This is a genomic window from Spiroplasma endosymbiont of Agriotes lineatus (assembly GCF_964019485.1).
GTDB lineage: Bacteria > Bacillota_I > Bacilli_A > Mycoplasmatales > Nriv7 > Nriv7.
The window spans coordinates 55,901-82,276 of sequence record NZ_OZ026448.1; the positions used below are offsets into that span (position 1 = coordinate 55,901).

Genomic DNA, 26,376 nt, shown 5'->3' on the forward strand with positions numbered 1-26,376 from the left:
TCTGTGTCTCGATAATTCATTCTTAATTCTATTCAGAAGAAGTAGAACAAAAAATTATAAAAAAGCAAAAACCCCCTGATAAAATTGATAAAGTTGTTGATTATTTTTTAGAAAATATTGATAATCCACAAGATTTATTTAAAGGCAATACTATTTTTCAGGAATTTACCAAAAAATTAACTGAACGAATGTTAAATATGGAAATTAAAGATCATCTTGAAACTGATGAGAATCATAATAAAAGAAATGGCAACACACAAAAAACCATTATTACTAAAAATGGTTCAATCGTAATTGATGTACCAAGAGATCGAAATAGTACTTTTGAACCAGTAATTATTCCAAAAAGACAAAGAAAATTTGATAATTTTGATCAAAAAGTAATTTCCTTATATGCAAAAGGAATGACAATTTCTGATATCAAAGCACAATTGCAAGAATTCTATCACGGAGCAGAAGTTTCAAAAAGTTTAATTATTCAAATAACTAATGATATTATTGAAGAAGTTAAAATGTGACAAATTAAACATTTAGAGAAGATTTATCCGATTGTTTATTTTGATTATATTGTTGTTAAAGTAAAACAAGATAAACGAATAATAAACAAAGCAGTATATCTTGTCTTAGGAATTAATATAAATGGCTTAAAAGATATTTTAGGAATGTGAATTAGTGGAGAGAGAATGAAGGAGCCAAATTTTGGAGCCTGTCCAAAATTCTGTGTCTCGATAATTCATTCTGAATTCTATTCAGAAGAAGTAGAACAAAAAATTATAAAAAAGCAAAAACCCCTGATATAATTGATAAAGTTGCTGATTATTTTTTAGAAGTAAAATTTAAAGACAAAGTGAATTTAAGTTAATTACTTAGAGACACAGTTAATTAGACAGTCACTAAAATTTTGCATATTGAAATAATTTATAGTAAATGATTATTTTTTCTTTTTTTAAAAATACCTAAGAAAACTAAACGCGACCATTATGAACAAGAAGTTATCAGTGCGTTTAATAAAAAGTTACAAAATTTATGGGGCCCGTAAAATTAAAGCTGTTTTAATAAGAAAAGATACCATCTTATCGCGACGAAAAATCAGATGCATTATGATCAAAAATAATTTGGTTTCTAAATACACCAAATTAAAATATCATAATCACAAAATAACAGTTAATAATGCCCGAATTAGTAATGTTTTAAATCGTGAATTTAATGACAAAAAACCTAATGAAGTTGTTGTTAGTGATTTAACATATGTGCAAGTTGGCGCGGGAAATGACACTATATTTGTTTATTAATTGACTTGTTTAATCAAGAAATAATTGGATATAGTGCTGGGCCAAACAAAACCGCCGAACTAGTTCAATAAGCTTTTCATAAGGATAACACGATCATTAAAGCAAATAATTTTATTTCATACCGATCTTGGTAATGAGTTCAAAAATAAAATCATTGATGAAATTTTAATAACTTTTAATATTAAAAGATCATTAAACAATAAAGGTTGTTCTTATGATAATGCTGTGACTGAAACAACTTACAAAACCTTTAAAACGGAATTTATTAAGGGTAAAAAATTTGAAAATTTAACACAATTAAAATGCGAACTATTTGATTTTGTTAATTGATACAACAATATTCGAATTCACGACAGTTTAAATTATTTAACACCCGTTGAATTTAGAAAATGGCAGTCTACATAAAAAGTGTCATAAAAAGGGTTGCCATTCCAGTTAAAAAATTAACTAATAATAAAATTAATAAATGAGTTTGTTAGTTTTTAAAATAAATTAATATTTGTTCAAAATAATTAATTTCTTTCTTTCATGCTATATAATTAAATAAAGAATATTGGAAGGAGGAAATTATAAATATGAAAGATAAAATTGCTATTGGATGTGATCACGCTGGATATGTATTAAAAACTGCTCTTATTGAATATTTAAAAAATAATGAATATGAGGTTGTTGATTTAGGAACTAATAGTGAAAAAGAGCAAGTTGATTATCCTGATTATGCAAAATTAGTTGGTAAAGAGGTGGGAAATGGTAATGCTAAGTATGGGATTTTAATTTGTGGCACAGGTATTGGAATAAGTATTAGTGCTAATCGCATTCCAAAAATTAGAGCGGCATTATGTTATGAAACAAAGTTAGCGGCCTTAGCTCGCGAACATAATGATGCTAATATTTTAGTTTTAGGAGGAAAAATTATTGCACCTCAAAAAGCAATTTGAATTTTAGAAGAATTTTTAAATACTAAATTTTCAAACCGTCATCAACAACGAGTTGAAAAAATTGAATTAGGAGATATTAAAAATGTTTAAAACTGATACTCAAACAAATGGTATTAGTTCAGAAGGAAAGGATATTGATTCAGAAATACAAAATATTAATCCCAAAACAAATGATATTGATCCCAAAATAAAAGCAATTGTTAAAGAAGAACTTATTAGACAACAACAACATGCGGAATTAATTGCTTCGGAAAATTATGTTTCGCTTCCAGTATTAAGATTAGCAGGCTCAATATTAACTAATAAATATGCTGAAGGATATCCGGGAAGAAGATATTATGGTGGTTGTGAATTTGTTGATAAAAGTGAAAATTTAGCGATTGAAAGATTAAAGACTTTATTTAATGCCGAACATGCTAATGTGCAACCGCATTCTGGTAGTCAAGCCAATGCTGCTGCTTATCAAGCTATTTTAAAGCCGAATGATATTGTTTTGGCAATGAGTTTAGATGCAGGCGGTCATTTAACCCATGGACATAAATTGAATTTCTCAGGAATTGTTTATCAATTTCATGGTTATGGTGTTGATCAAAAAACTCAACAATTAGATTATGAAGTAATTAGACAACAAGCATTAGAACTTAAACCAAAATTAATTGTTGCTGGAGCGAGTGCATATTCAAGAACAATTGATTTTAATAAGTTTCGTGAAATTGCTGATGAAGTTGGGGCATTATTAATGGTTGATATGGCTCATATTGCTGGTTTAATTGCTGCTGGATTACACCCAAACCCTGTAACAGTAGCAGATATTGTAACAACAACAACACATAAAACATTACGAGGCCCAAGAAGTGGAGCAATTTTATGTAAAAAAGAATTAGCAAAAGCCATTGATCGAGCAGTATTTCCTGGTCAACAAGGAGGTCCTTTAGAACATATTATTGCTGCTAAAGCACAAGCATTTTATGAAGCGGCAACACCAGAATTTAAAGCATATCAAGAGCAAATTATTGCTAATTGTAAAGTTTTAGAAAATATTTTTAGAAAACATGATATTAAACTGATTAGCGGCGGTACTGATAATCATTTAATGATTATTGATGTTAAATCATCATTTAATCGCACTGGACAGGAATGTGAAAATATTTTGCATCAAATTGATGTTATTTGTAATAAAAATATGATTCCTTTTGATAAAGAAAAACCAATGACTACTAGCGGCATTCGGATTGGAACAGCTGCGATGACCACTAGAGGATGAAAAGAAAAGGAATTTGAACAATTAGCAAATATAATTGTTAGTGTTCTTAAAAAACATGGTAATACTGAAGAGAATATTACTAAGCATAAACAACAAATTAGTATTTTATTAAAAAATTTTCCAATATATGAAAATTATCAATTATAAGTTTAGTGAGCGCGTAAATTATTCGATTGGTATAAAATTTCCAAAAACTAAGAAAAAGACAGAAATAAAATTCTGTCTTTTTTAATTAGGTTAAAATTGTCGTTAACCTTGTTTAGTTTAAGAAAATAATAGCAAAATCAACTAAATAAAACTCTCTTACTTGGAATATCGTTAAACCAAGCAAGCGAGAATAAACAATATAGTGGTGGCGGTGGCCGCACACCGCTCGCCACGACACAATGGTGGCAATTCTTTTGGGCAATATAAAAGAGTTATTGTGGTTTGGGGATAAATTTTTAACCTGCAATGGTTAAAGGGTGAGTGTTCCACAATAAAAAAATTTAGAAATCTTACTATTTATAAGGAGGTTTTGCGAGTGTATTTAAAAGAACTCTGTCAAAAAGAGTTAAAAATTAAAGTACAAAATAAATCAACACTAATTAACAAATGTCAGTGTTATATCAATGATTATTTTACAAAATTAACCAAAAACAGAAAAGGTGGTTAATATTATAAAAAATATGCTCGGCATTGTTTAGCAAGGTTGGAATTTATTAATAAACAAAAAATAAATGCTAAACTTTGATTTTTAACTTTGCAATGCAAAAATAATTATCAAATTATTAAAAAATTAATTTTTAAGAAAAATAAATGATGAATTATTAATATCAAAAATTAGAAAGGAAAGTGTACATGTTTGAAAATAATATCAAAAATACAATTAGCGATTTAATTAACGAAATTAAAACAACAACAGAGAACAATCTAAGCAATTTAGAACAAATTACGGAATCTTTAATTGATAAAGTTAACAATATTGAAAATATCTTAAATCAAATACGATAAAAAATAAAATCAGAAAGGAAATAAAAATTATGAAGAAAAGATATTGTTCTGAATGTGGATGAAAAATAGATGGTGATGATAAAGATTTATGATGCAGCAATAATTATTGTCTTTTTGCAAAATAATTAATATTTTTTTAGAAAGGAAAAATAATAATGAATGTAACAGAATGAGGAAAATTTGAAAATTTAAAAGAAGAAAATGAAAAACTAAAAGCAGAAATCAGAAAATTAAAACAAGAAATTAATATACAAAAAGAAAATATTTTTCCAAAAACTTTAACATTAACAGAGTATATTGAAATAAATTATAATTATATTCAAAATAGAATTTTAAATCTAAATTTTTCGGATAAAGATTTTTAACAACGCATTATTTATTGCAAATAAATGGCGATCAGATGTTATTGAGAATGATTATGATATGCTTGCATGTGTCGGGATTGCCTTAGCAAAATGAAATTTTTTATCAAAAAAAGAACAAGAAATCTTATTAGATAAAGTTAGTTTTCGTGGCGGATACTTAAAAGATGTTCTAACTGATTATGACAAAGAAAAATATTCAAGCAAACAAAATAATGAAAATTTTCCTGAGATAACAAAAGAAGATGTTTTTAGAAGATGAAATAGCTATAAAGGGGCTCAACTTGATACTTATAACTATGAAAAATACAAAATCTACAAACATAAAACTAATGATAAATTTTCATTATATATTTTAGCTGATGATTATCATGGTTGTGATCTTGAATTTGCATATTTTGATAAAAAAATAATTTAATTTTTAAAACTAATGATGAGATTAATTCTTCTTTTTTCGAAAAATATTTAATTGACCCTAATATTAATCAAGATAAATTCAATCAATATATGAAACAAAATTTAGACTATGAATTTAAAGAACCCAGAGGCTTTACTAAATAGGAGAAGAAAAGTTTATTATGAACAAGGTTTAATGGAAAAATAATTATTGATTGTATTAGATGTAAGCAAGAATTTAGCATTACAAATTCAGAATGATTAACGCTTAATAAATTTTATAAATCCCAAAAATGTAAAAATAAAGCGAGGTGAATTAAATATGAAAAAAATACTTAATTTATGTAGTGCAATTTTGTTGTCATATGGAAGTACAATGCCATTGATTGGTTGTGGTAATATTGCAAATAACAAGCCACATTTACCACCAACAAAACCCAAACAACCAATAATCAAAGATGTTTTTTACTATGAAAAATTAAAACAAGAAATTACAATAGAAATAAAAGAATATGATGAAGTAATTAAAGAAATTGAAAATAGTAAAAATGATTATGAAAATGAAGAAGATTATCAAACAGAATTGAAACAAACTCAAGCAGAACAATTTATCAAAATGTCTGAACTAAATAATTATGAATATCATTTTTTACTATGTCAAAAAGAAAACGAGTTTACGGATGAACAAAAACAGCAAATAACTCAATTCTTAAAAAAACAAATAAACAAATTAAATAGTGCTTTAAATTTACTAAACGAAATTAAAAATAGTGATTTTGATCAGAAAGATTTAGAAAAAATTAAAACAAAGATTAAAAATATAAAAACAATTTTAAATGAAATTAAAAATAATTAAGAAAGGAATTAATAGAGTTAATTATGTTAAATTCTAATTTATTAAATAAAATTAATGTTAATGATGAATGATATATACAGGAATATGCGATTAAACTAATTTTAGAATTTTTAAAACCTAATAGCACTATTTTATGCCCTTTTGATAAAATTGATAGTGAATTTGTGCGTGTTTTAAAAAGAAATGGGCATAAAATTTGGAATAGTCATATTGACGATGAAATTGATTTCTTTAATTACATTAAAAGTGATGTGGATAGATATGATTATATTATTTCTAACCCTCCATTTAGTAAAAGAAAGCAAGTAATAGAACATTTATTTAATTTAGGTAAACCATTTGCGATGTTAATACCATTAGTAAGTATTGCATTAAAACCAATTAGAGAAAAAATAGATCAGTGTAAGTTATTAGTTTTTAATAAAAGAATAAAGTTTATTGCTTATAATGAATGGTACAGTTTGCAAAAATCCACCAAATGAAACTGCTTATATTTATCATAATGTTTTGCCTAAGCAAGTTATTTATAGAGAATTAAAGGAGTATTATTAAAATATTATGTTTAAAGTAATTGAATTATTTGGGGGGATTGGAAATCAAAGAAAAGCATGAAGAAAAGGGGGCTTTCCAAAATTCTGTGTCTCGATAATTCATTCTGAATTATACTTAAACAAAGGAGAACAGAAAATGACAAAAAAAAATAAAAAAAAAGAACCTGATGCAATTGATAAAGTTGTTGATTATTTTTTAGAAAATATTGATAATCCACAAGATTTATTTAAAAGCAATACTATTTTTCAGGAATTTACCAAAAAATTAAATGAACGAATGTTAAATGCAGAAATTAAAGATCATCTCGAAACTGATGAGAATCATAATAAAAGAAATGGCAACACACAAAAAACCATTATTACTTAAAAATGGTTCAATCGTAATTGATGTACCAAGAGATCGAAATAGTACTTTTGAACCAGTAATTATTCCAAAAAGACAAAGAAAATTTGATAACTTTGATCAAAAAGTAATTTCTTTATATGCAAGAGGAATGACAATTTCTGATATCAAAGCACAATTGCAAGAATTCTATCACGGAGCACGGAGCAGAAATTTCAGAAAGTTTAATTAGTCAAATAACTGATGATGTTATTGAAGAAGTTAAAATGTGACAAACTAAACCTTTAGAGAAGATTTATCCGATTGTTTATTTTGATTGTATTGTTGTTAAGGCAAAGCAAGATAAACGAATAATAAATAAAGCAGTTTATCTTGTGCCTTAGGAATTAATATAAATGGCTTAAAAGATATTTTAGGAATGTGAATTAGTGAAAATGAGGGAGCCAAATTTTGACTTAATAATCTTACGGAAATGAAAAATCGCGGATTACAAGATATTCTTGTTGCTTGTAGTGATAATTTAACAGGAATGTCTGACGCAATAGAAGCTGTTTTTTCAAAAACACAACATCAATTATGTATTGTTCATCAAATTCATAATAGTTTAAAATTTGTTCCTTACAAAGATCGCAAACTTGTAGCTAATGATTTAAAATCAATTTATACAGCAATTAATGAAGAAATATCGTTGGTTGCTTTAGATCATTTTTCTGAAAAATGAAATAAAAATTATTCACAAATTACTAAATCATGAAAAAATAACTGAAATAATTTAATAATTTTTCTTGAATATCCTCAAGAATTTAGGAGAATTATTTATACAACTAATACAATAGAGTCTGTTAATAGTCAACTAAGAAAAGTAATTAAGAATAAAAAGATTTTTCCTAATGACGCATCATTTTTTAAAATATTTTATTTAGCATTTCAAAATATGGTTAAGAAATGAACGATGCCAATTCAAAATTGGGGTAGTGCAATTTCACATTTAATGATAAAATTTGAGGACAGAGTGAATTTAAGTTAAGTACTTAGAGACACAGCACAGTTAATTGTACAGTCCCTAAAGTTTATTAAGGTTTTTTACTTTTTTTATCATTTTCTGTTCTTCTTCTTTTAAATATAATTCAGAATTAATTATCGAGACACAGAATTTTGGACAGGCTCCTTTTTTTCTTGTTACTTTATAAATTATTAACTATAAATCATGTTTTTTATTATTTTCATCTTGCTTTTCGGCTTCTAAAATTAAATCTTGGTCAAATAATGAAGCATCAATAACATACGATTCACCTTTTAATGTTGCTTGTAATGCTTTTTGATATTCTAAATTCGCTTGCATTAACTTATCGCGATCTAAACGAGGATTAATTGAAAATACAATAAAAATTAATAATATTGGAATGATAGCAATACTAGTAGCCATAATTTTTAAAATCCGATAAACTTGAAAACTTGAATTACTTCAAATTTCCTCCAAGACACTATCAACATTATGAACTTGGTTAAAAGCATTTTTAAAAAACTGAACAAACGAATTATAAGATAAAAATCCAAATACGCCATAAATAGAATTAAAAATAATAGCAACAATGGCAAATATTAACATTATTGGTTGCATCCGATACTTATCTCTTAAAAATTGCGGTTTTTTAAAGAAAGAATAAGTTAACATTGCATAAGTTAAAATTTCTAAAATTATACTTCACATTGACAAATTTCAGGCAATAGAAGCTGGCCGAAAATCAAAACTTTTTGGGTCAGCTAAATTATCTTTTAAAATAACATCAGTTAATTTAAATTCAGCAATAAAACCATAAATATTAATACCAATAACAATAGCCAATAAAAACATAAAAACATAACTTAAAACTCTTTTAAAAAACGGCATTGTTTTAGGTTTACCAGTATATGGATAAAAACCTTGATTAATTGCCGGATAAGTTGGCAACTTTAAACCTTGCAAATTAAGTTGTAAATTTTGCAAATTAATTAACTGTTCATTAACTTTTTTTTGCGAATTATCCTCGGTTGTTTTTCCACCATCATCTTTTAAAATCTGAGAATTATTATTAGAAATTTGTTCAGAATTATTATTCTGACCAGTTACTAAAACATTGTCATTTTTTAATAATTCCTTTTGTAAATTTGAATCAATATTTGTTAATTCTTTAACAATATCAAGAGAAATTACTGTTGGTGAAACCAATTCTTGTTTTGGTACTTGAAAAATATTAAGAATATAAGTTTGTAAAAAATTATAATCATTCTCAATAGTTTCTAAAGTTAAATTATCATCTTTAACAATTTTTATTTCTTCATCTCTTAAATCAGCTAATACTTGCACAAAACTTCTCGCATAGCGTTTTTCTTCATAATTATCACGATACTCTTGTTCTAAAAATAAGAGACTATTAACTAATCGTAAAAAACAAGTATAAAATTCATCATCCTTAATCACTTTAAGTTTTAATTTAGAACTTTGTAAAATATTAACTAATAAATTAACAATATTTTCATAAGTATTTTTGCTACTATTCATTAATAAACTCACCCTCTTACAATTGCAATAAAAAAAACTCAAAGCCAATATTTTTATTAACATGACTTCTCTTTATATTATAATCTAAATTACTTAAACTACCTAATAAATAATGAATTTGTTGATCATTAATTTTTAAAAGATATTTTCAAAGAATTCTTAACCGAAAAGGATTAATAGTCATTTTTTGACAAATAGTATTAAAATCACAATTTCTTTGTTGATAAATTTTAATATCGCGAACCGTCCTTAGTTGATTAGCCAACAAACCAATAATTGCCAAAACATCTTGATTACTATTTTTAAAATCATAGTATTGTTGTCATATTTGTGAAATATCACGAACAATAAAAGCATTGGCTAAATCAAAAATATTACTATCTAAATAACGACTAACCAAAACATCAACATCTTCCAATATTAATGAATTACTATAATTAATAAGTTTATTTAATTCATTAACAATAATTTGCAAACTATTAGGTAATTTTTCTAATAATAAATTTAAACCCTCATTAGTAATTTCAGTATTATGCTTAACAAAATAATTTTGAACAAACATTTTTAACTTACTATCATTTAATTCTTTAACAACTAAAACCTTGCCTGTTTTTTCAATAACTTTAATAATCTTTTTTCGTTGATCAATATTAGAACTGTTAACAACAAAAAATATCTCAGTAAATGGTGCTGGATTTTCACAATATTTAAGCAAATTTTTAAATTGTAAATTACTTAATTGATGCTCACGAGAAGAAGTTAAAAATCAACAATCTTCAATAATAACAATTTGTTTATTGTTAAATAATGGTGGCATTGAAATAATTTGTAATATTTCATCAATATTAGTATTATTTATCATACTATACTTTAAAATATTCATTTGTTGATCCTTATTAATAACATTAATTATTTTTTGAATTTGTTTATTAATAAGAAATTTATCGCTACCGTAAATTAGAAACATTTTATTCACCTTTTAAAATTATATAATATTATTTTATTAATGTTGATATAAAATGTTTTTAATTTTGTAGATGGAATGGCGGTCTACATAAAAAGTGTCCTAAAAAGGGTTGCCATTCCAATTAGAAAATATAAATGATAAAAAACAAAAACGAAGCAATAATGAAAATAGTAAAATAATAAATAGAACAAAAATTGTTATTAAAATAAATGACGGAATTATTTCTAGTGTAATTATTTTTAATAATAAATTATATTTTGGTTCACATGATCATAATGTATATGATGAATATAGTAATTACTATTTAAATTCAAATTTAGGAAAAATTAGTAATAATTTTGATAATATGATTTTGAGTGAATTAAATTATTTGAATCCAGGTTTAGATATTTCACAATTAGAAATTATTAACAAAATAAATAACTCAGCGATAGTAAAAATAAAAGATAATTTAAATAATGATAATAATATAAAAATATATTATTCAATTGATAATGAAAAAAATAAAATTATTAATTTAAATGAATTAATTAAAAAAGCAATATTTTTTAATTTTCGAGATAAAAATCTAAATTTAATATTTAAAGAAATAAAAAATATTAATATTGATAACTTAATGTTTTCTGAGATTGAAATAACGAATAATTCAGATTTGTTAAAATCATTTGATGAAAAAAGTTTTTGTTTTGAACCAATTAATTTTCCTAATATCTCTTCAAATATACAAAAAATTAAAATACCACCATGTAGTTATGAAACTAAGGCAAAATATTTATTTCAAATTATAACAGGATTAAACAGGACACATAAAGTTTTGTTGATATTAAATATTTTGTTTTACTATTTATTTTCTAAATAAAATGATAATTAGATTGTCGTTGATTGTCATTAAAAATTATTTAAACCTTTTTTTCCTGCCTAACAAAAATTTATGCGTCCCCAAAAAACATTTTAGTTTAAAAAAAATATTTTTATGTTATAATTAATCTAGTTAAAAAATAGGGTAAAATATGTTAAATTATTATTTATAACCCCCAAAAACTTTAATCGTATTGAGTTAGTTCATTAGTGACCTTGTGTTAATTAGGTTATTTTTTATGTTATAATTACTCTGCGCTTTTGTATTAATTATAAGAATGACTTTGGAGGTGTAATAGATGAAAAACACACTTATAACAGGTCGTAAAGTTTTAATTCACGCCTATAAACATAATGGCGAAATATATCGTTCTTGGGATCACGCTATTTTTTTAGAAGAAACTAAAAATTATTTAATTTTAGTAAATGAAGCCGTTATTGTTACTGAGGTTAATGGTCGTAAATGGAAAACTCATGAACCAGCTATTTGGTTCTTTTCTAAGAACCGATGATATAATATTATTTCAATGTTAAAAGATAATGGTATTCATTATTATTGTAATATTGCTAGTCCTTTTGCTTATGATGGTAAAACAATAAAGTTTATTGATTATGATATTGATATTAAAGTATTTCCTGATGGGTATACAAAAATATTAGATTTAAAAGAGTTTAGTCGTAACAAGATAAATTGAAATTATCCTGAAAATTTGCAAAATATTATTTGAAATGAAATTGAAAGATTAAAAATTCAAATTAAGGATAAGGATGATTTATTTCATGAAAAAACGGTATTAAATCATTGAAACAATTATCAAATTAATTTTAAATAATCATTAAACTTAATTTTTTGTAGCAGCTAATAATTTAGTTGTTTTTTTGATTTTTTAAAATATATCAAGGATATATGCAATAAAAGAATAGATTTTCATATTTAGGAAATTATGACATTATGATGTTGCTTAAAAGAGGGGAGATAATAATAAATTAATGGAAACTTTAATTAAAAAATGCGTTTAAGAAATAGTTTGACACAGACTCAATTAGCAAAAATGGTTGGGGTAAAAAACAACCAACTATTAGTAGATTAAAGGCTGATGCCGGTCATATATCATGAGTTTTTATTTCAAAAGTTTTAATAGACTTGGTACATAACTATAACATTTTATGACTACTAGACTATAAAATTCATTTTTATCTTTGTATTTATTTAACATTTGTACTTAACCTAAAAAATAATATTTGGTATGGCAACCCTTTTTAGGACACTTTTTATGTAGACTGCCATTTTCTAAATTCAACGGGTGTTAAATAATTTAAACTGTCGTGAATTCGAATATTGTTGTATCAATTAACAAAATCAAATAGTTCGCATTTTAATTGTGTTAAATTTTCAAATTTTTTACCCTTAATAAATTCCGTTTTAAAGGTTTTGTAAGTTGTTTCAGTCACAGCATTATCATAAGAACAACCTTTATTGTTTAATGATCTTTTAATGTTAAAAGTTATTAAAATTTCATCAATGATTTTATTTTTGAACTCATTACCGCGATCGGTATGAAATAAAATTATTTGTTTTAATGGTCGTGTTATCCTTATGAAAAGCTTGTCGAACTAGTTCAGCGGTTTTGTTTGGCCCAGCACTATAGCCGATTGCTTAACGATTAAACAAGTTAATTAATAAGCAAATATAATGTCATTTTCCTCCAACTTACACATGTGTTAAATCACTAACAACAGCTTTATTTGGTTTTTATTGTTAAATTCAAGGTTTAAAACATTACTGATTTGGGCATTATTAGCTGTTTTTTTGTGATTACGATATTTTAATTTGGTGTATTTAGAAACCAAATTATTTTTGATCATAATGCATATGATTTTTCGCCGCGATAAGATGATATCTTTTCTTATTAAAACGGCTTTAATTTTACGAGCCCCATAAATTTTGCGACTTTTATTAAACGCACTGATAACTATTTCTTGTTCATAGTTATTAACTTGCTTGTTGTTAGTGCATTTATTAGGTTGATAATAATACTTTGATTTTGATAAACCCAAAATCTTACATATTTTCTTCGCTGAATATTTGTTATTGTTGTTATTAATTATTGTTATTTTTTGGCCATTATCAGTGCCGCTTGCTTTAAAATATCGTTTTTCATTTGTAATTGTTTTAATTCTTTTCGTAAGTAAATTAATTCATTTTCTTCATTACTTTGATTATCTTTTGCTTTAAAAGAACCAGAATTATCGAATGATTTTATTCAATTATAAATAGCAGATTTTGAAACCCCGTATTCATTAATAATTTTAATAATGCTTTTCTCGTTTTGATAAAGCATGACAATTTATTTTTTAAATTCATCTGTATATGAATTTTTGCCCATTTTTATATTCCTGCTTTCTTATATAATTTTATCTTATTTTGAAAGTCCACATAAATATGGTCCAACTTATTGTAACCTATCCAATTATCAAAATAGTAGATAAAATTAAAGGTTATGAGGTTATGTACCAAGTCTAATATATTTTAGTATTAAAAATGATGAAATTACTAACCATTTAAAAATTAGTGAGGGTGATAATATGGAGTCATTTGTTAAATTAATTTATCGAAATCCTAAATTAAGAACAATGATTAATTATGATCCAGTAAAAACCGCTAATGATTTAATTAAAATAGTTAATTGGGTTGATAGTTATGATTTAACTAATTTTATTTGAAATAATTAATAAATTTTTTATTATTAAGTTGAATTAATTTTCAATAATTTAAATAAATCTTGCTAAATTTTTATAAAGAAAGTAAAATGAAAAAAGGAGTTTAAGATAAGAACTATAGAAATGAGAGGAAAAACGAGTGATAAATAGTTTAGGAAAGACTAAAGGACTGCGTTGATTATTGACAATGGTTTTGCCAGTTAGCTTTGTTACTAGTTGTAGTAGTCGTTATAGTGTGTCATCTTTTAAAATGATTGCTAATAATCCTTTAAAGGCTCAAGATAGTGGTTTTAATCAAGCGGCTTGAGAAGGGATGTTAAAAGTAGATTCTAATTTAAATGAAGCGTTAGATGTCTTATATCCTGATACTCAAGATGATCCTAATATGATTACTCCGGCAATTACAAAAACTATTGATGATGGTTATCTAGCTGTCGTGCTCCCGGGATTTACATATGTTAAAACTGTTCTTCAACCTAATTTTTTTGATGTATATGATGATAATACATATTTTTTAACGGTTGATCTTACTGTATATGAAATGATTAAATCGTTAAATACCAAAGCGCCTGATAAATATTATGAAATTTTAGTTGACGAATCAAAACCAGGATTTGCGGCAGCAATTGATGTTGCAGGACAAATTCTACAGCGTTTTAAGGTTGATAAAGATCATATGGGATTACCAGTTATTAAAAATGGTGATAATATTACTGTAAAAATGACCGGTATTGGAGGATTAAATATTCCGGCGATTAAAAACTATATGATTGGTTTTAATAAAGGTTTAAGATGATTTAGTGATAATATTTTAGCTAATGATATTGATGCTAAGGATGGTAAGTTACAATTTGAGTGATTTGCAGGAACTTTTAATGGTGGTTTTGGAACAAATGATGCTATTAAGACTGCTCAAACTAATACCAATAATGCTATTAATAATAATGTTGGTGTTATTTTTAATATTTCTGTTCCTGAAGGAAATACAATTTTAAAACAAATAGCGGCAGCTAATGCTAATACTTGATTTATTGGTGTTGATGTTGATCAAGCGAATGATAAGAATTTGGCAGGATATAAACATTTAATTAAGTCATCAGCTTTAAAAGATGTTTCTTTTGCTGTTAAAACCGTATTGGATGCGATTAATTATCGTATTAAAAATAATAATGCTATTGATTATGAAAATGAGTATTCAACTCCGGGAACTAAATCATTTATTTGAGAAGAAACCAAGCAAGTTTCTTTAGTGCCAATGAATGGCAAAGATTTTAATAATTTTTATATTGAAAGAGTTGGTAGCGGTAAATTAGTTGCTTTAAAAAAAACACTGGCCATTAGTGTTGAAGATTTAAGGAAATGTAATGAAACAGATATGTTAGGAGATATTGCTAATGAAAGTGTTTGTGAAGAAGCAAAGTGATAGGCAGGATATAATTAAATGCATAATGAAATAAAGAATAAAAAAGCTGTGGAATTAATTAAAGTTTCTAAGATTTATTCTAGTGGTATTGTTGCTAACAAAAATATTAATTTAGATCTTAAGTATGGTGAAATTCACGCGATTTTAGGTGAAAATGGTGCTGGTAAATCTACTTTGATGAAAACACTTTTTGGTTTGCATCAACCTACTTTTGGAGTTATTAAAATTGATGGTGAAGTGATGCAAATTACTTCCCCTAATATTGCTACTGATTTAGGTATTGGGATGGTACATCAACATTTTCAATTAATTAATAATTTTTCGGTTTTAGATAATATTATTCTTGGTTATGAGTTAAAAGATAAAGCAAAAATTAATCAATTAAATTATTTCTTTTCTATTTATATAAGTTATATTAATAAAATTGAATTAGCAAAAATTGCAAAAATTAAAGGTGATTTTTTTAATTATAAGAAACACAAATATGAAGCTAAAATTTTCCGTAAAGCTAAAAAAATAGATTTTAAAGTTGTAAAAAAAATAAAAAAAATTGATGATTGACATCATAAAGAACAAAATAAGAAACTTAATGCTCAGCAAGTTAAAGATTTAGAACATAAATATCAAGAATTTCTTGAAAAATTTAATTTATTTAATAAAAAGATGGCATATAAATTAGAAAAATTGGAATATAAATTAACTGATATTATTATTGCTTTAAAAGATAAATATAATAATCGCGTTGAAAATAATACTGATATGGAAACAATTATTTGTAGTAAAATTAATCAACTTAAAAAAAGAATGAATTTTTATCGTAGTTTTTTATATCGGATGAAAAGAAAATGACAAACAAGGTTTTGATTAAATTATCGTGAAGCTAATAAAAGAATAGAACAAATTTGTGAGAAAATGAATTTTAAAATTAATTTAAAAGAAAAAGTTAATAATATTTCTGTTTATGACCAACAAAAAGTAGAAATTTTAAAAGTGTTATATCGTGATGCCAAAATATTAATTTTAGATGAACCTACAGCAATTTTAACACCTCAAGAAATAGATGATTTGATGAAAATGCTTTTAGAATTTAAATCTCAAGGTAAAGCGATTCTTATTATTACTCATAAATTAAATGAAATTAAAGCAATTGCTGATCGTTGTACAATAATTAGACAAGGTGAGCATATTGATACGGTTAATGTTAAAAAAACATCAGTTGATAAATTAGCTGAAAAAATGGTTGGAAGAAAAATAATTTTTTCTTTAAAGAAAAAACCTGTTAAATTAGGCAAAAAATTATTAATTCTTAAAAATATTAATACTTTAAGTAAAACTAAGGTTAAGGTATTAAAAAATTTTAGTTTAACAATTAATCGTGGTGAAATTTTAGGTGTTGCCGGGATTGAAGGCAATGGTCAAGAAGATATTATTAATATTATTTGTCGTCATTTAAATCCTATTAGTGGTGAAGTAATGTTATTTGATGAATTAGATGTTGTTAATAAAATTACTAATAAATTAAAGCAAATTAAAGAAAAGGAAGCAATATTAAAATATAGTAATATTAAAGTTGATCAGAAAATACAATGAGAGTATAATTTATTACAATTAGATACTAAAGATACATATAATTTAGGAATTCATCATATTCCTGCTGATCGTCAAAATCAAGGTTTAGTTTTAGATATGAGTTTATGAGAAAATATTTCGTTGCGTGATCAATTTAATCATAAATATAGTAATTATGGATTATTAAATCTTGCTAAAATTAAAGAGAAAACGCAAGAAATAATTAATAACTTTGATGTCCGGGGAGCCAAAAGTGTTCAAAATAAAGTTAAAGAATTATCTGGTGGTAATCAACAAAAAGTAATTATTGGACGAGAATTATCAGAAGGTCCAAAGTTAATTATTGCTGAACAACCAACACGAGGTTTAGATGTTGGTGCCATTGAATATATTTATGAATCGTTATTAAAACAAAGAGATCAAGGTAATGCTGTGCTTTTAATTTCATATGAATTAGATGAAGTAATAAATTTATCTGATCGAATTATTACTATTAATAATGGTAAAAATATGGGTGAAGTTAAAGCGAGTGATGTTACTAAAGAGAAATTAGGTTTAATGATGGCGGGGGTGAATTTTAAAGATGAGTAAATATAAAAAAATATTTTTTCCCATATTATCAGTTACGATAGCTTTTATTATTGGGTTATTACTTTTATTAATTAGTAATGATCCATTAGCGATATATAAAATTAGTGATTTACTATGAGGTAATTTTCGTAGTAAAAATGCATTTTTAGATTTTTTAGGATATTTTTCTGTTTATGGTTTAGTAGGAATTGCTGTTGCAATTGGATTTAGAGGCGGGATATTTAATGTTGGTGTTTCGGGACAAATGATGTTTGCCGGGGCGATGTCTTATATTGCTTTGAGTTGAGGTAATGCTGATGCTTTAAATCCTTTCTTTGTTTTTCTAATTTGTATATTATCAGCAATTGTACTAGGATTGCTTACGATATTATTAAAAGTTTATGGCAATATTCATGAAGTTGTTACAACAATAATGTTAAATTGAGCAGTTTTATATTTTTATCAATTTGTTTTAGAAAGCGGGCCTGCTCTTGAAACTAATGGATCATCAATTGGTTTTCCTGGTCATTTATTAATAAATTTAAATTTAAAGGAAGTTGTTACTTCGTCTTTTAATATAGGCATTTTTATTACAATAATTTTAATTGTTGGTTTTTGATTTATTTTTAAATTTACTAATTTAGGATATAAAATTAAAATTAGTGGTAGTAATCCTTTAGCTACAAAGTATGCTGGCGTTAAGTATAATAAAATTATAATTTATACAATGTTAATTTCTTCATGTGTTGCCGGAATTGCTGGTTTTGTTTATTACTATGGTATTGTACGGTTTTTATCCGTACAATCTGTTCCATTGAATATTGGTTTTGATGGTATTACTGTGTCATTATTAGCAAATAATAGTTTTATTGGTATTATTTTCTCAGCATTATTTGTTAGTGCTGTGTATGCTCAAAAAGTTGTTATGTCAGGTAATAAAGAAATTGTTGAAACAATTATTGCTATTGCTTTATTATCAATTGCTTTAGGAACATATTTTTTAGTTAAACCAAAATCAAAAACAACAAAGTGATATTTACAATTAATGACCACAAGACAACTGAGATTATCATATAGTTATCATGGAATTAATAGGTGGTATTTAAAGTTTTTACGATTTAAAGATTTTATTCAACTTGAAATTTATTGTCTTTTAAATAAAATTGATATTTATTATGAATATTTTGAAGCTCATAGTAGAAATTGATTAAAATTTATTTTTGTGAGAAATCAAGCATTATATTTATCGCAAAAGTTATGAATTAATGTTAATAAAGAAATGAATATTATTGAATATTGAAAAGAATATGAAGAAATATCAGAACAAAAAATTAATTTTGCAAAGCAATTTTTTAAAGAAGACAAAACAAAAATTAAAAAATTAAATACTAAAGAAAATAAAATTATTCATTTAACAAAAAAAATTATTTTAATTAAACAAAAAGTAATTTTAAAATTGCATAATAATAATATGACATTAGTAATTGATGTATATGAAAAAAGTTATGAAGCAAAAGAAAAAAAGATCTTAGACTTAAAGAAAATAATTAATGATTCTAATCTTTCATTGTTTCAAAGTTGATATTGTAAATTACAATTGCAAAAACTGACAAAATCACAATTAAGAAATGCATCACAATTTATTAGTAAGAAGACTTTAATTGAAGAAATAATGAAGGAGGTAAAGAAAGATGCTTAATTCAGTTTTTGGAACTTCTTTAATAAGTGGATTACCTTTAATTAGTATTTTTATGATTACTGCTATTGCCGCTTTAATTTCTGAGCGGGCGGGTGTAATTAATATTGGCTTGGAAGGACAGATGGTATTTGCCGGTTTGGGTTATTCATTAATTACTTATTGTCATTATGATATTAATAATTTAAATAATCATAGTTTAACAGTAATAGCAATTGTTGTTGGTGTTCTTTTTGGAATGATAATATCGTTGCTACATTCATTAATGGTATTAAAATTTAAAATTAATCATATTATTTCTGGAACAGTTGTTAATGTTGCCGGGCCCGCCATTGCAGCGATGGGAGCAACATTATTAAATAATCGTGCTAATATTTCAAGTAATATTCAATATATTCCTTGAAAAATAGATAGTTTAATTTTTTATCCGTTTATTATTTTAATTATTGTAATTGCTATTATTTGTTTATTAGTTTTTAGTAAATTTGGTTTGCGTTTAAAATCAGTTGGTGAAAATCCTTGAGCTAGTGAATCTGTCGGGATTAGTGTCAATCGTTATAAATTTTTTGCAATTACAATTTCTGGAGCTTTAGCAGGATTAAGTGGTTCATTATATGTGATAACCCAAAATATTTTTATGCCAACGGCGGGTGGATATGGTTTTATTGCAATTGCAATTATGATTCTTGCGCGTTGAAATGGATGGTTTATTATGTTAAGTTCATTTATTTTAGGATATGTAATTCAGTTAACATATGAGATCGCTGCTGTTCCTGATATTACTAAACATATTAATCCCCAATTGTTAAAATCATTAATTTACTTGTCACCATTAGTATCATTATTAATTTTTCGGTTTATTTATAATAAAAAAATTACTGGTGCACCAAGTGCTTTAGGAATAAGTTATTCAGTGGATAGTTGTTAGTCTTGGGCGCGTAAAGAGTTTTGTTGGGCGGGCAAAGATTTATAATTGTACAGTCAGTTCCTAAAAAAATGGCCGCCCTTCTCGCCCAAATGCTTTATAAAGTTTTTGATTTAATTTGAAGTCTCTTGAAGTACCAGGAACGAATATTCAACTAATATTTCCTTTATTCTTAACGCTGGCTGTAGAATTTCTTATGGCAATTATTCTTGGATTTGGTAGTCGGTAGTTAACAAGTTAATTTAGAAAAACAACGCCAATATGCTGTTAAAAATAAGGGTCGTTTAAGCGCGTGAGGAAAAGCTAAAAAACAAACAAAACTAATAAAAACAAAGCAAGGTAACTAACAATGTTTAAACTAATTATTATTTTTATCTTAATAACTGTTCTTGGACTTTTAGCTGGTAGTCATTTTGAAACTTTAACGAACTATATTAGCGAAGGCCTTGCGAATTTCCAAAAGTTTATTACTAGCAATTTAACAATTTTAGAGCTATTTAAACCAATGGCACGAACATTTTCGCAACAATCCAATCGTGTTTAATCATTCTTGGTGTCACTTGTGTATTTATTGCTTTATTTATTGTGATTAAAGGACGATAAAAAATGTGAAAGAAGAATTAAAATGGAAAAACTTTTAGGAAAATTATTTAAAAAAGATAATTCAAAAGAAAAAATGCCATTAAAATTAAGAATTAAAAATTCTTTTAAAAAAAGTGGTTAAAAATAGTATTAAGTATCATTTTTATCTTTATAAGCTTGTTAATTTGTGCATTAACAGTAATCGATACTAAATGAATAACTGGAACAAGTAACGAATTTAATGATTTTATGAATAAAGAGAGATGGTCGATTTCTTCGAGAAGCTCAATAGTGTCATTTGCTAGCGGGAATATTTGTTTTTTGATGAGGCGGAACAATATATTTTGTAATTCAATTTAAAAAATTAATCCGTTTTTATTATTCAAAAAATTAAAGCAAAAATAATCTTGAAAAATAAAACTAAACAAAGTCATTAATTTTTTAAAAAAATATTGATGAATAATACTTAATTACATTAGACTTGGTACATAACTATAACTAGCTTAATTCAAAATTATATATTCCTGAAATTAAGTTAAATCGTAATCCAAACCTTCTAATTTTATTGCGATAACGATAAACTAGTATTTTAAATCTTTTTAATTTAGCAAAAACATGCTCAATGGTAATTCTAACTTTACTTAAAAAAAATTATTATATTCCTTTTATTTGGATTTAAAGAATTATTTTTACTCTTTTTAATTGGTAATAATGTATTTTTATGAACATTTTGCAAACCTTGATATCCTGAATCGGCAACTAATTCTATTTTTGGATTTATAAGTGTATTTGATTTTAAAAATACATTATTTGAATAGGTTACAATAAGTTGAACCATATTTATGTGGACTTTCAAAATAAGATAAAATTAAGGGTTATGTACCAAGTCTATTATGAAAATAATAATTAAATATTAAATTAAGTTACTTTTACAAAACTATTAATCTTAATTTGTGCTAAATCATTGTTATAATCACAAAAAAATACCAACTTATCAGTTTTTTTTTCCTTCGGATTAAGTTTCACAATATTATATTTTCAATTAACAACACCACTAAACTTATACTTTTGGGCAATGCCTTGAAAGAAAACATCAAAAGCAATTTTTTTAGGTGATGTCTTATCATCAGTTACTTCTGCTTTAATACCATCAATTACTTTAATCTCAGCTCCATTAAAATTCAATTTATCATTAACAAACGAATTATTAATATCAAACTGATATGAAAATGTATCTCCTGACCTTGTATAAAAATCAGCATAAAATTGAGTTGCTAATTCACTATTTAATTGCTTTACATTCTCTTTATTATTTTCTACTCACGTTGTTTTACCATTTTTTTTATAAGTATAAAATAAACTATTTATTGTCTTAGTAACCGCCTCAGCACGAAAAATCTTATCAAATATTGTTGCTTCATTAGCAGCATTAGTAATATTAACTGTAACCAGGTGCGTCTTCATGCTACAAGCAACAATACTAAATATCATTACAAAACTAGTCATTGAATGACTAATTATTGAAAACATTCTTTTCATATTTTGTTCCTTCTTTCTTTTCATTTTTATTCACAATCTTATTATAATCAATAAAACTACCATACTTTTGTAAAAAAAGTAATTCTACTGTTCCGGTCGGACCATTACGATGCTTAGAAATAATTAATCGTGCTTTATGTGATTCTTCATTCAAACTATCTTCTTTCTTTTCATAATAGTCTTCACGATAAAGAAACATAATTAAGTCAGCATCCTGTTCAATTGCTCCTGATTCACGCAAATCAGACATTAATGGTCGTTTATCTTCTCTTGATTCTACTTTTCGCGATAACTGTGATAAACAAACAATTGGTACTTCTAGTTCTCTTGCTAATGCCTTTAAACTTCGAGAAATATTGGAAATTTCTTGTTGCCGATTCTCGCCATCACCAACTAATAATTGCAAGTAATCAATAACAACCAACTTTAAATCATAATTACGACTTAATTTTCTTAATTTAGAAATTAATTCAATCACTCGCAATCCCGGGGAATCATCAATAAAAATATTGCTTTGCTTTAATTTACTACCAACACTAGTTAAATCTTGTCAATTTCGACTTGTTAAATTTTTTCCCGTTTTAATTTGCATTGAACTAATTTTTGTTTCTGAACCTAAAATTCTCAAAATTAATTGTTCAGTTGGCATTTCTAAAGAAAAAATGACCACAGCACTATCTTTATAAACTCTTGCACAATTAACAGCAAAATTTAATGCTAAAGCTGTTTTCCCCATTGAAGGACGAGCTGCCAAAATAATAAAATCACCATTTTGAAAACCATTAGTAATCTTATTTAATTGCATAAAACCACTATCTGAACCTGTTAATTGATTATCACTAGTTTGTAACTTCTCAATCTTAGATAATGTTGCATCAACAATATCCTTAGTACTTTTAAACTCATTTTTTTTACGATTATTAGCAATTTCCAAAATTTTCCGTTCAGCAATTCCTAAAAGTTCTCACACACTAATTTCAGTATTAATTTTCTTAGTAATATCTTGAGTTACTAATTGCAAATTTCTTAACATTGTGCGTTCAACAATAATTTTTAAATAATCATCTAAATTAGCATCACTAATATAACTTTGAGTGATCAAAGTTAAATATTCCACCCCACCAGCCTGACTAAGACTTTGTTGTTTAACTAACATATCAGTTAAAATTGGTAAATCAATTGGTAATTGATGATTATATAACGAAGTAATTGCTTTAAAAATTAATTTATGTCGGGAATTAATAAAATCATTCTCATTAAGAAAAGCAACAACCTCATCACTAGCACTTTTAGAATTAATAACTGCCGCTAAAATACTAACCTCAGCATCTTCTAATAAAAAATTATTAGTAATAGTCATTACTTTTTACCTACAACTTGAATTTTCAAAATCGTAAAAATATCATTAAATAATTTAATATTATTAATACTAATAATATTAATATTTTGATAATTAACTAACTGTTTTTTATCTAATTGAATATTATACTTATACTTTTGACTTAATTTTTCAATAATCTGTTTACTAGTAATTGTTCCAAATACCTTATTTTTATTAATTTTCAAATCAAAATTTAAAATTATCTTTTCAATTTCTAATTTTAATGCTTCATTTTCAAGCTTTTTTTCATTAATTTTATTATCAAATTTTTGTTGTTGTTTTCCTAACTGCGCTCAAGTTTGAATTGAAGCCACAATTGCTATTTTTTGTGATAATAAATAGTTTTTTTCATATTCATATCCGTCAGCAACGGTGATAATATCGTTTTTTTTTACCATAATTTTTTAAATTTTTCAATAAAACTACTTTCACTGGTCGTGTTTAGTTTTCTTAGGTATTGCTTTGAAGAAGTAAAACAATCAGCTAATTATATTATTTAATTACTAAACTAACCCCGCCCTTCTTGTTGTCGTCATTTTTACTCGTTATCATTTTATCATATTATTTAATTTTTACAAAACAAAAATTATTAAGAGCCGTGTTTAGTTTTCTTAGGTATTTTTTCTTTTTTAAAAAATACCTAAGAAAACTAAACACGGCTCTGACGTCTTAATACTTATTTAAATATTTACCTACCTACCTAATAAAATTTTATGTGCCTTAACCGATTAATGAATGATATCAACATTTCTTAAAACTTTTCTTCTAATTTATCTCATTGTTGCATAACAATTTCATAATTACTTTTTAACTTTTCATGTTCTTCAATTATTTCTTTGATTTTTTCTTTTAAACTCAAAATTTCATCAACATGAGTTTCAATAATTTTATTAAAAGCATCATAATCTTTTTGAATAATATCTAAAAACCGTTTAACTTCTTGGACATCATAACCTTTAAAATTAATTTGAAATTCCTTTTCTAAAATATCCTCTTTTACCAATTTAAAACTATTATCATTTTTCATAAAATTATTCCTCCTTTTTTATGGCATCAATCATATCAGTAATTAATCAATTAAATTGTGATAAACTTTTTTTATTATCAGAATTTAAAATCAACTGTTGTAATTTAATAAAATTAGTTTTTTTATTATTACTTTTTAACGATTGTACCTTATTAACTAAATTTTCATCATTCAAATGTTGTTCAATAAATAATTTTTGTTCAAAAGATAACGGCGTTATTAAAACACTATTAATATCAACAAACTTATCTTCAATAATTACATTATCATCTTGCAACTGGTGAAAAATTTTATTAAATAATGGTGTTAATGACATTGTTAACTTATCATTAAAATTACTAATTCATAAATAATCTTTTTCTAACAATCGAACTAATAGTTTATCAATTTTGTTAACATCAAAATTAGAAAAATTTTCTAATTTCTCAGAGGTTACAAATTGATATTCTTCTGATAATAAATGCATTAATAATAATAAAATAATTAATTCATCTTCAGTAATTAAAAGAACCTTATAAAACTGTAATAAAAGTCTTCACTTATGAAAAATATTTAACGAATTTATGTTCATTATTTTTATTCAATTGAAACATGTTTTAAAAAGTTGTCAATTACAATTTGCGGATTTTCATATGAATAAAGAATTTTATATAATAATGCAAATAAAGGTAGTTTTAAATTTAATTTTGACATTTGCTCATTAACTAACTTGCAAGTACCAAAACCTTCAACAGTTTTTTGTGATTGCTTAATAACAGTTTCTGGATCATTAGTTTTACCAATTTCATAACCAAATTGATAATTACGAGATTTTGGGGACATTGCTGTTAAAATTAAATCACCAATGCCCGCTGGCGTTAAAAATGTTTCTGTTTCCCCCCCCATTTTATTACTAAATTTAATTGCTTCATTTAAACCAATAGTAATAAAAGATGCAACAGTATTATCACTAGCATTTTGTCCTTTTAACATTCCTGAAATAATCGCAATAACATTTTTTAAAGCACTAGCGCATTCAACACCAATAAAATCATTAGTAATCGTTACCGAAAAATTTTCACTATTAAAATATTGTTGAATTTTTTTCGCATATAATAAATTCTCACTAACCGCTGTTACTTGTGTGGGAAATCTTTGAACAATTTCAATTGCAATACTAGGGCCATATAGTCCTGACAAATCTTCAATAATATCAGGTTTTAAATTTTTACGAATCGTTAATGATAACCTTTCACCAGTATTAGGTTCAAAACCTTTAGCAATATTAATAAAATGCACTGGATAAGTTATTAACTCATTAATTTGCTGACAAACGATAGGCAAAACCTGTGAAGGAACCGCAAAAACAATAACTTTAGCATCACATACAGCTTGTTTTAAATCATTAGTAGCAACAATATTTTCATTTAAACAAATCTCTTGAAAATATTTACTATTTTGATGATTATTGTTAATATCATCAACTTCACTTTTTTCAATGCCATACATTAATACTTCATTTTTATTATCTGCTAAAACTTGTGCCAAAGCACTAGCAAACGCCCCAGTTCCTAAAATAATAATTTTTTGCATTATTTTACC

26 protein-coding genes and 3 pseudogenes are annotated in these 26,376 nt (G+C 25.2%); 20 read left to right on the plus strand and 9 right to left on the minus strand.

All coding sequences use genetic code 4. The features are described from left to right. Positions 1 to 53 precede the first annotated feature (53 nt). The 12 genes and pseudogenes from AACK93_RS00290 to AACK93_RS00345 form a co-directional block, all read left to right on the plus strand. Positions 54 to 703 (plus strand): annotated as a pseudogene (locus AACK93_RS00290) (IS256 family transposase); the annotation flags it as partial. A gap of 295 nt (positions 704 to 998) precedes the next feature. Further along, the gene (locus AACK93_RS00295) at positions 999 to 1,292 is read left to right on the plus strand and encodes a hypothetical protein (RefSeq protein ID WP_339024565.1); all 294 of its coding nucleotides are present in this window, start codon (positions 999 to 1,001) and stop codon (positions 1,290 to 1,292) included. Between the two features lie 192 nt (positions 1,293 to 1,484). Continuing rightward, complete coding sequence (locus AACK93_RS00300) at positions 1,485 to 1,697, plus strand: IS3 family transposase (RefSeq protein WP_339025436.1); 213 nt, start codon at positions 1,485 to 1,487, stop codon at positions 1,695 to 1,697. 170 nt (positions 1,698 to 1,867) lie between these two features. Further along, complete coding sequence (rpiB, locus tag AACK93_RS00305; protein WP_339024567.1) at positions 1,868 to 2,320, plus strand: ribose 5-phosphate isomerase B; 453 nt, start codon at positions 1,868 to 1,870, stop codon at positions 2,318 to 2,320. Continuing rightward, the gene (gene glyA, locus AACK93_RS00310) at positions 2,313 to 3,641 is read left to right on the plus strand and encodes a serine hydroxymethyltransferase (protein WP_339024568.1); all 1,329 of its coding nucleotides are present in this window, start codon (positions 2,313 to 2,315) and stop codon (positions 3,639 to 3,641) included. The genes rpiB and glyA overlap by 8 nt, the downstream gene beginning before the upstream one ends. 544 nt (positions 3,642 to 4,185) lie before the next feature. Beyond that, complete coding sequence (locus AACK93_RS00315) at positions 4,186 to 4,320, plus strand: hypothetical protein (RefSeq protein WP_339024570.1); 135 nt, start codon at positions 4,186 to 4,188, stop codon at positions 4,318 to 4,320. A gap of 14 nt (positions 4,321 to 4,334) precedes the next feature. Beyond that, the gene (locus AACK93_RS00320; RefSeq protein WP_339024572.1) at positions 4,335 to 4,487 is read left to right on the plus strand and encodes a hypothetical protein; all 153 of its coding nucleotides are present in this window, start codon (positions 4,335 to 4,337) and stop codon (positions 4,485 to 4,487) included. A 155-nt stretch (positions 4,488 to 4,642) separates the two neighbouring features. Further along, entirely contained in the window at positions 4,643 to 4,852 is a 210-nt protein-coding gene (locus AACK93_RS00325) for a hypothetical protein (RefSeq protein ID WP_339024574.1), read from the plus strand. Positions 4,853 to 4,910: 58 nt separating this feature from the next. Next, positions 4,911 to 5,267 carry a hypothetical protein gene (locus AACK93_RS00330; protein WP_339024576.1) on the plus strand — a complete coding sequence of 119 codons (357 nt, stop codon included), beginning with the start codon at positions 4,911 to 4,913 and terminating at the stop codon, positions 5,265 to 5,267. A 300-nt stretch (positions 5,268 to 5,567) separates the two neighbouring features. Beyond that, entirely contained in the window at positions 5,568 to 6,101 is a 534-nt protein-coding gene (locus tag AACK93_RS00335; protein ID WP_339024577.1) for a hypothetical protein, read from the plus strand. Between the two features lie 23 nt (positions 6,102 to 6,124). After that, complete coding sequence (locus AACK93_RS00340) at positions 6,125 to 6,604, plus strand: hypothetical protein (RefSeq protein WP_339024579.1); 480 nt, start codon at positions 6,125 to 6,127, stop codon at positions 6,602 to 6,604. A gap of 184 nt (positions 6,605 to 6,788) precedes the next feature. Next, positions 6,789 to 8,022: pseudogene (locus AACK93_RS00345) on the plus strand (IS256 family transposase). 171 nt (positions 8,023 to 8,193) lie between these two features. Here the strand turns inward: AACK93_RS00345 and AACK93_RS00350 are convergent. Together AACK93_RS00350 and holA are read right to left on the minus strand one after the other, a co-directional pair. Then, positions 8,194 to 9,537 carry a hypothetical protein gene (locus tag AACK93_RS00350; protein WP_339024580.1) on the minus strand — a complete coding sequence of 448 codons (1,344 nt, stop codon included), beginning with the start codon at positions 9,535 to 9,537 and terminating at the stop codon, positions 8,194 to 8,196. Between the two features lie 16 nt (positions 9,538 to 9,553). Beyond that, positions 9,554 to 10,504, minus strand: a complete 951-nt coding sequence (gene holA, locus AACK93_RS00355; RefSeq protein ID WP_339024582.1) for a DNA polymerase III subunit delta — start codon at positions 10,502 to 10,504, stop codon at positions 9,554 to 9,556. 109 nt (positions 10,505 to 10,613) lie between these two features. On the opposite strand from holA, the gene AACK93_RS00360 reads away from it, so the two are divergent. Then, positions 10,614 to 11,363, plus strand: coding sequence for a hypothetical protein (locus AACK93_RS00360; protein ID WP_339024584.1), 750 nt, complete (start codon positions 10,614 to 10,616; stop codon positions 11,361 to 11,363). Positions 11,364 to 11,661: 298 nt separating this feature from the next. Further along, positions 11,662 to 12,195 (plus strand): DUF402 domain-containing protein, encoded by a 534-nt coding sequence (locus AACK93_RS00365; protein WP_339024586.1) that lies wholly within the window; start codon positions 11,662 to 11,664, stop codon positions 12,193 to 12,195. 439 nt (positions 12,196 to 12,634) lie between these two features. Here the strand turns inward: AACK93_RS00365 and AACK93_RS00370 are convergent. Further along, a pseudogene (locus tag AACK93_RS00370) lies at positions 12,635 to 13,704 on the minus strand (IS3 family transposase). A gap of 244 nt (positions 13,705 to 13,948) precedes the next feature. On the opposite strand from AACK93_RS00370, the gene AACK93_RS00375 reads away from it, so the two are divergent. The 6 genes from AACK93_RS00375 (at position 13,949) to AACK93_RS00400 (ending at position 20,810) form a co-directional block, all read left to right on the plus strand. After that, complete coding sequence (locus tag AACK93_RS00375; RefSeq protein WP_339024588.1) at positions 13,949 to 14,095, plus strand: hypothetical protein; 147 nt, start codon at positions 13,949 to 13,951, stop codon at positions 14,093 to 14,095. 127 nt (positions 14,096 to 14,222) lie between these two features. Beyond that, positions 14,223 to 15,509, plus strand: a complete 1,287-nt coding sequence (locus AACK93_RS00380) for a hypothetical protein (RefSeq protein WP_339024589.1) — start codon at positions 14,223 to 14,225, stop codon at positions 15,507 to 15,509. Positions 15,510 to 15,524: 15 nt separating this feature from the next. Beyond that, positions 15,525 to 17,666, plus strand: coding sequence for an ABC transporter ATP-binding protein (locus tag AACK93_RS00385; protein ID WP_339024591.1), 2,142 nt, complete (start codon positions 15,525 to 15,527; stop codon positions 17,664 to 17,666). After that, positions 17,659 to 19,344, plus strand: a complete 1,686-nt coding sequence (locus AACK93_RS00390) for an ABC transporter permease (protein WP_339024592.1) — start codon at positions 17,659 to 17,661, stop codon at positions 19,342 to 19,344. The genes AACK93_RS00385 and AACK93_RS00390 overlap by 8 nt, the downstream gene beginning before the upstream one ends. Next, entirely contained in the window at positions 19,337 to 20,269 is a 933-nt protein-coding gene (locus tag AACK93_RS00395) for an ABC transporter permease (protein WP_339024594.1), read from the plus strand. Before AACK93_RS00390 ends, AACK93_RS00395 begins: the two co-directional genes overlap by 8 nt. A 346-nt stretch (positions 20,270 to 20,615) precedes the next feature. Then, positions 20,616 to 20,810 carry a hypothetical protein gene (locus AACK93_RS00400; RefSeq protein ID WP_339024597.1) on the plus strand — a complete coding sequence of 65 codons (195 nt, stop codon included), beginning with the start codon at positions 20,616 to 20,618 and terminating at the stop codon, positions 20,808 to 20,810. A gap of 956 nt (positions 20,811 to 21,766) precedes the next feature. Here the strand turns inward: AACK93_RS00400 and AACK93_RS00405 are convergent. From AACK93_RS00405 to AACK93_RS00430, 6 genes are all read right to left on the minus strand, one after another. Then, a complete protein-coding gene (locus tag AACK93_RS00405) occupies positions 21,767 to 22,378 on the minus strand; it encodes a hypothetical protein (RefSeq protein WP_339024598.1) in 612 nt (203 codons plus the stop codon). Continuing rightward, positions 22,362 to 23,747, minus strand: coding sequence for a replicative DNA helicase (gene dnaB, locus AACK93_RS00410; protein WP_339024599.1), 1,386 nt, complete (start codon positions 23,745 to 23,747; stop codon positions 22,362 to 22,364). The genes AACK93_RS00405 and dnaB overlap by 17 nt, the downstream gene beginning before the upstream one ends. Then, a complete protein-coding gene (gene rplI / locus AACK93_RS00415; RefSeq protein ID WP_339024600.1) occupies positions 23,747 to 24,166 on the minus strand; it encodes a 50S ribosomal protein L9 in 420 nt (139 codons plus the stop codon). Before rplI ends, dnaB begins: the two co-directional genes overlap by 1 nt. Positions 24,167 to 24,519: 353 nt before the next feature. Continuing rightward, positions 24,520 to 24,795 carry a DivIVA domain-containing protein gene (locus tag AACK93_RS00420; RefSeq protein ID WP_339024601.1) on the minus strand — a complete coding sequence of 92 codons (276 nt, stop codon included), beginning with the start codon at positions 24,793 to 24,795 and terminating at the stop codon, positions 24,520 to 24,522. Between the two features lie 4 nt (positions 24,796 to 24,799). Continuing rightward, complete coding sequence (locus AACK93_RS00425; RefSeq protein WP_339024602.1) at positions 24,800 to 25,366, minus strand: hypothetical protein; 567 nt, start codon at positions 25,364 to 25,366, stop codon at positions 24,800 to 24,802. Positions 25,367 to 25,371: 5 nt separating this feature from the next. Next, positions 25,372 to 26,367, minus strand: a complete 996-nt coding sequence (locus AACK93_RS00430) for an NAD(P)H-dependent glycerol-3-phosphate dehydrogenase (protein ID WP_339024604.1) — start codon at positions 26,365 to 26,367, stop codon at positions 25,372 to 25,374. Positions 26,368 to 26,376 lie beyond the last annotated feature (9 nt).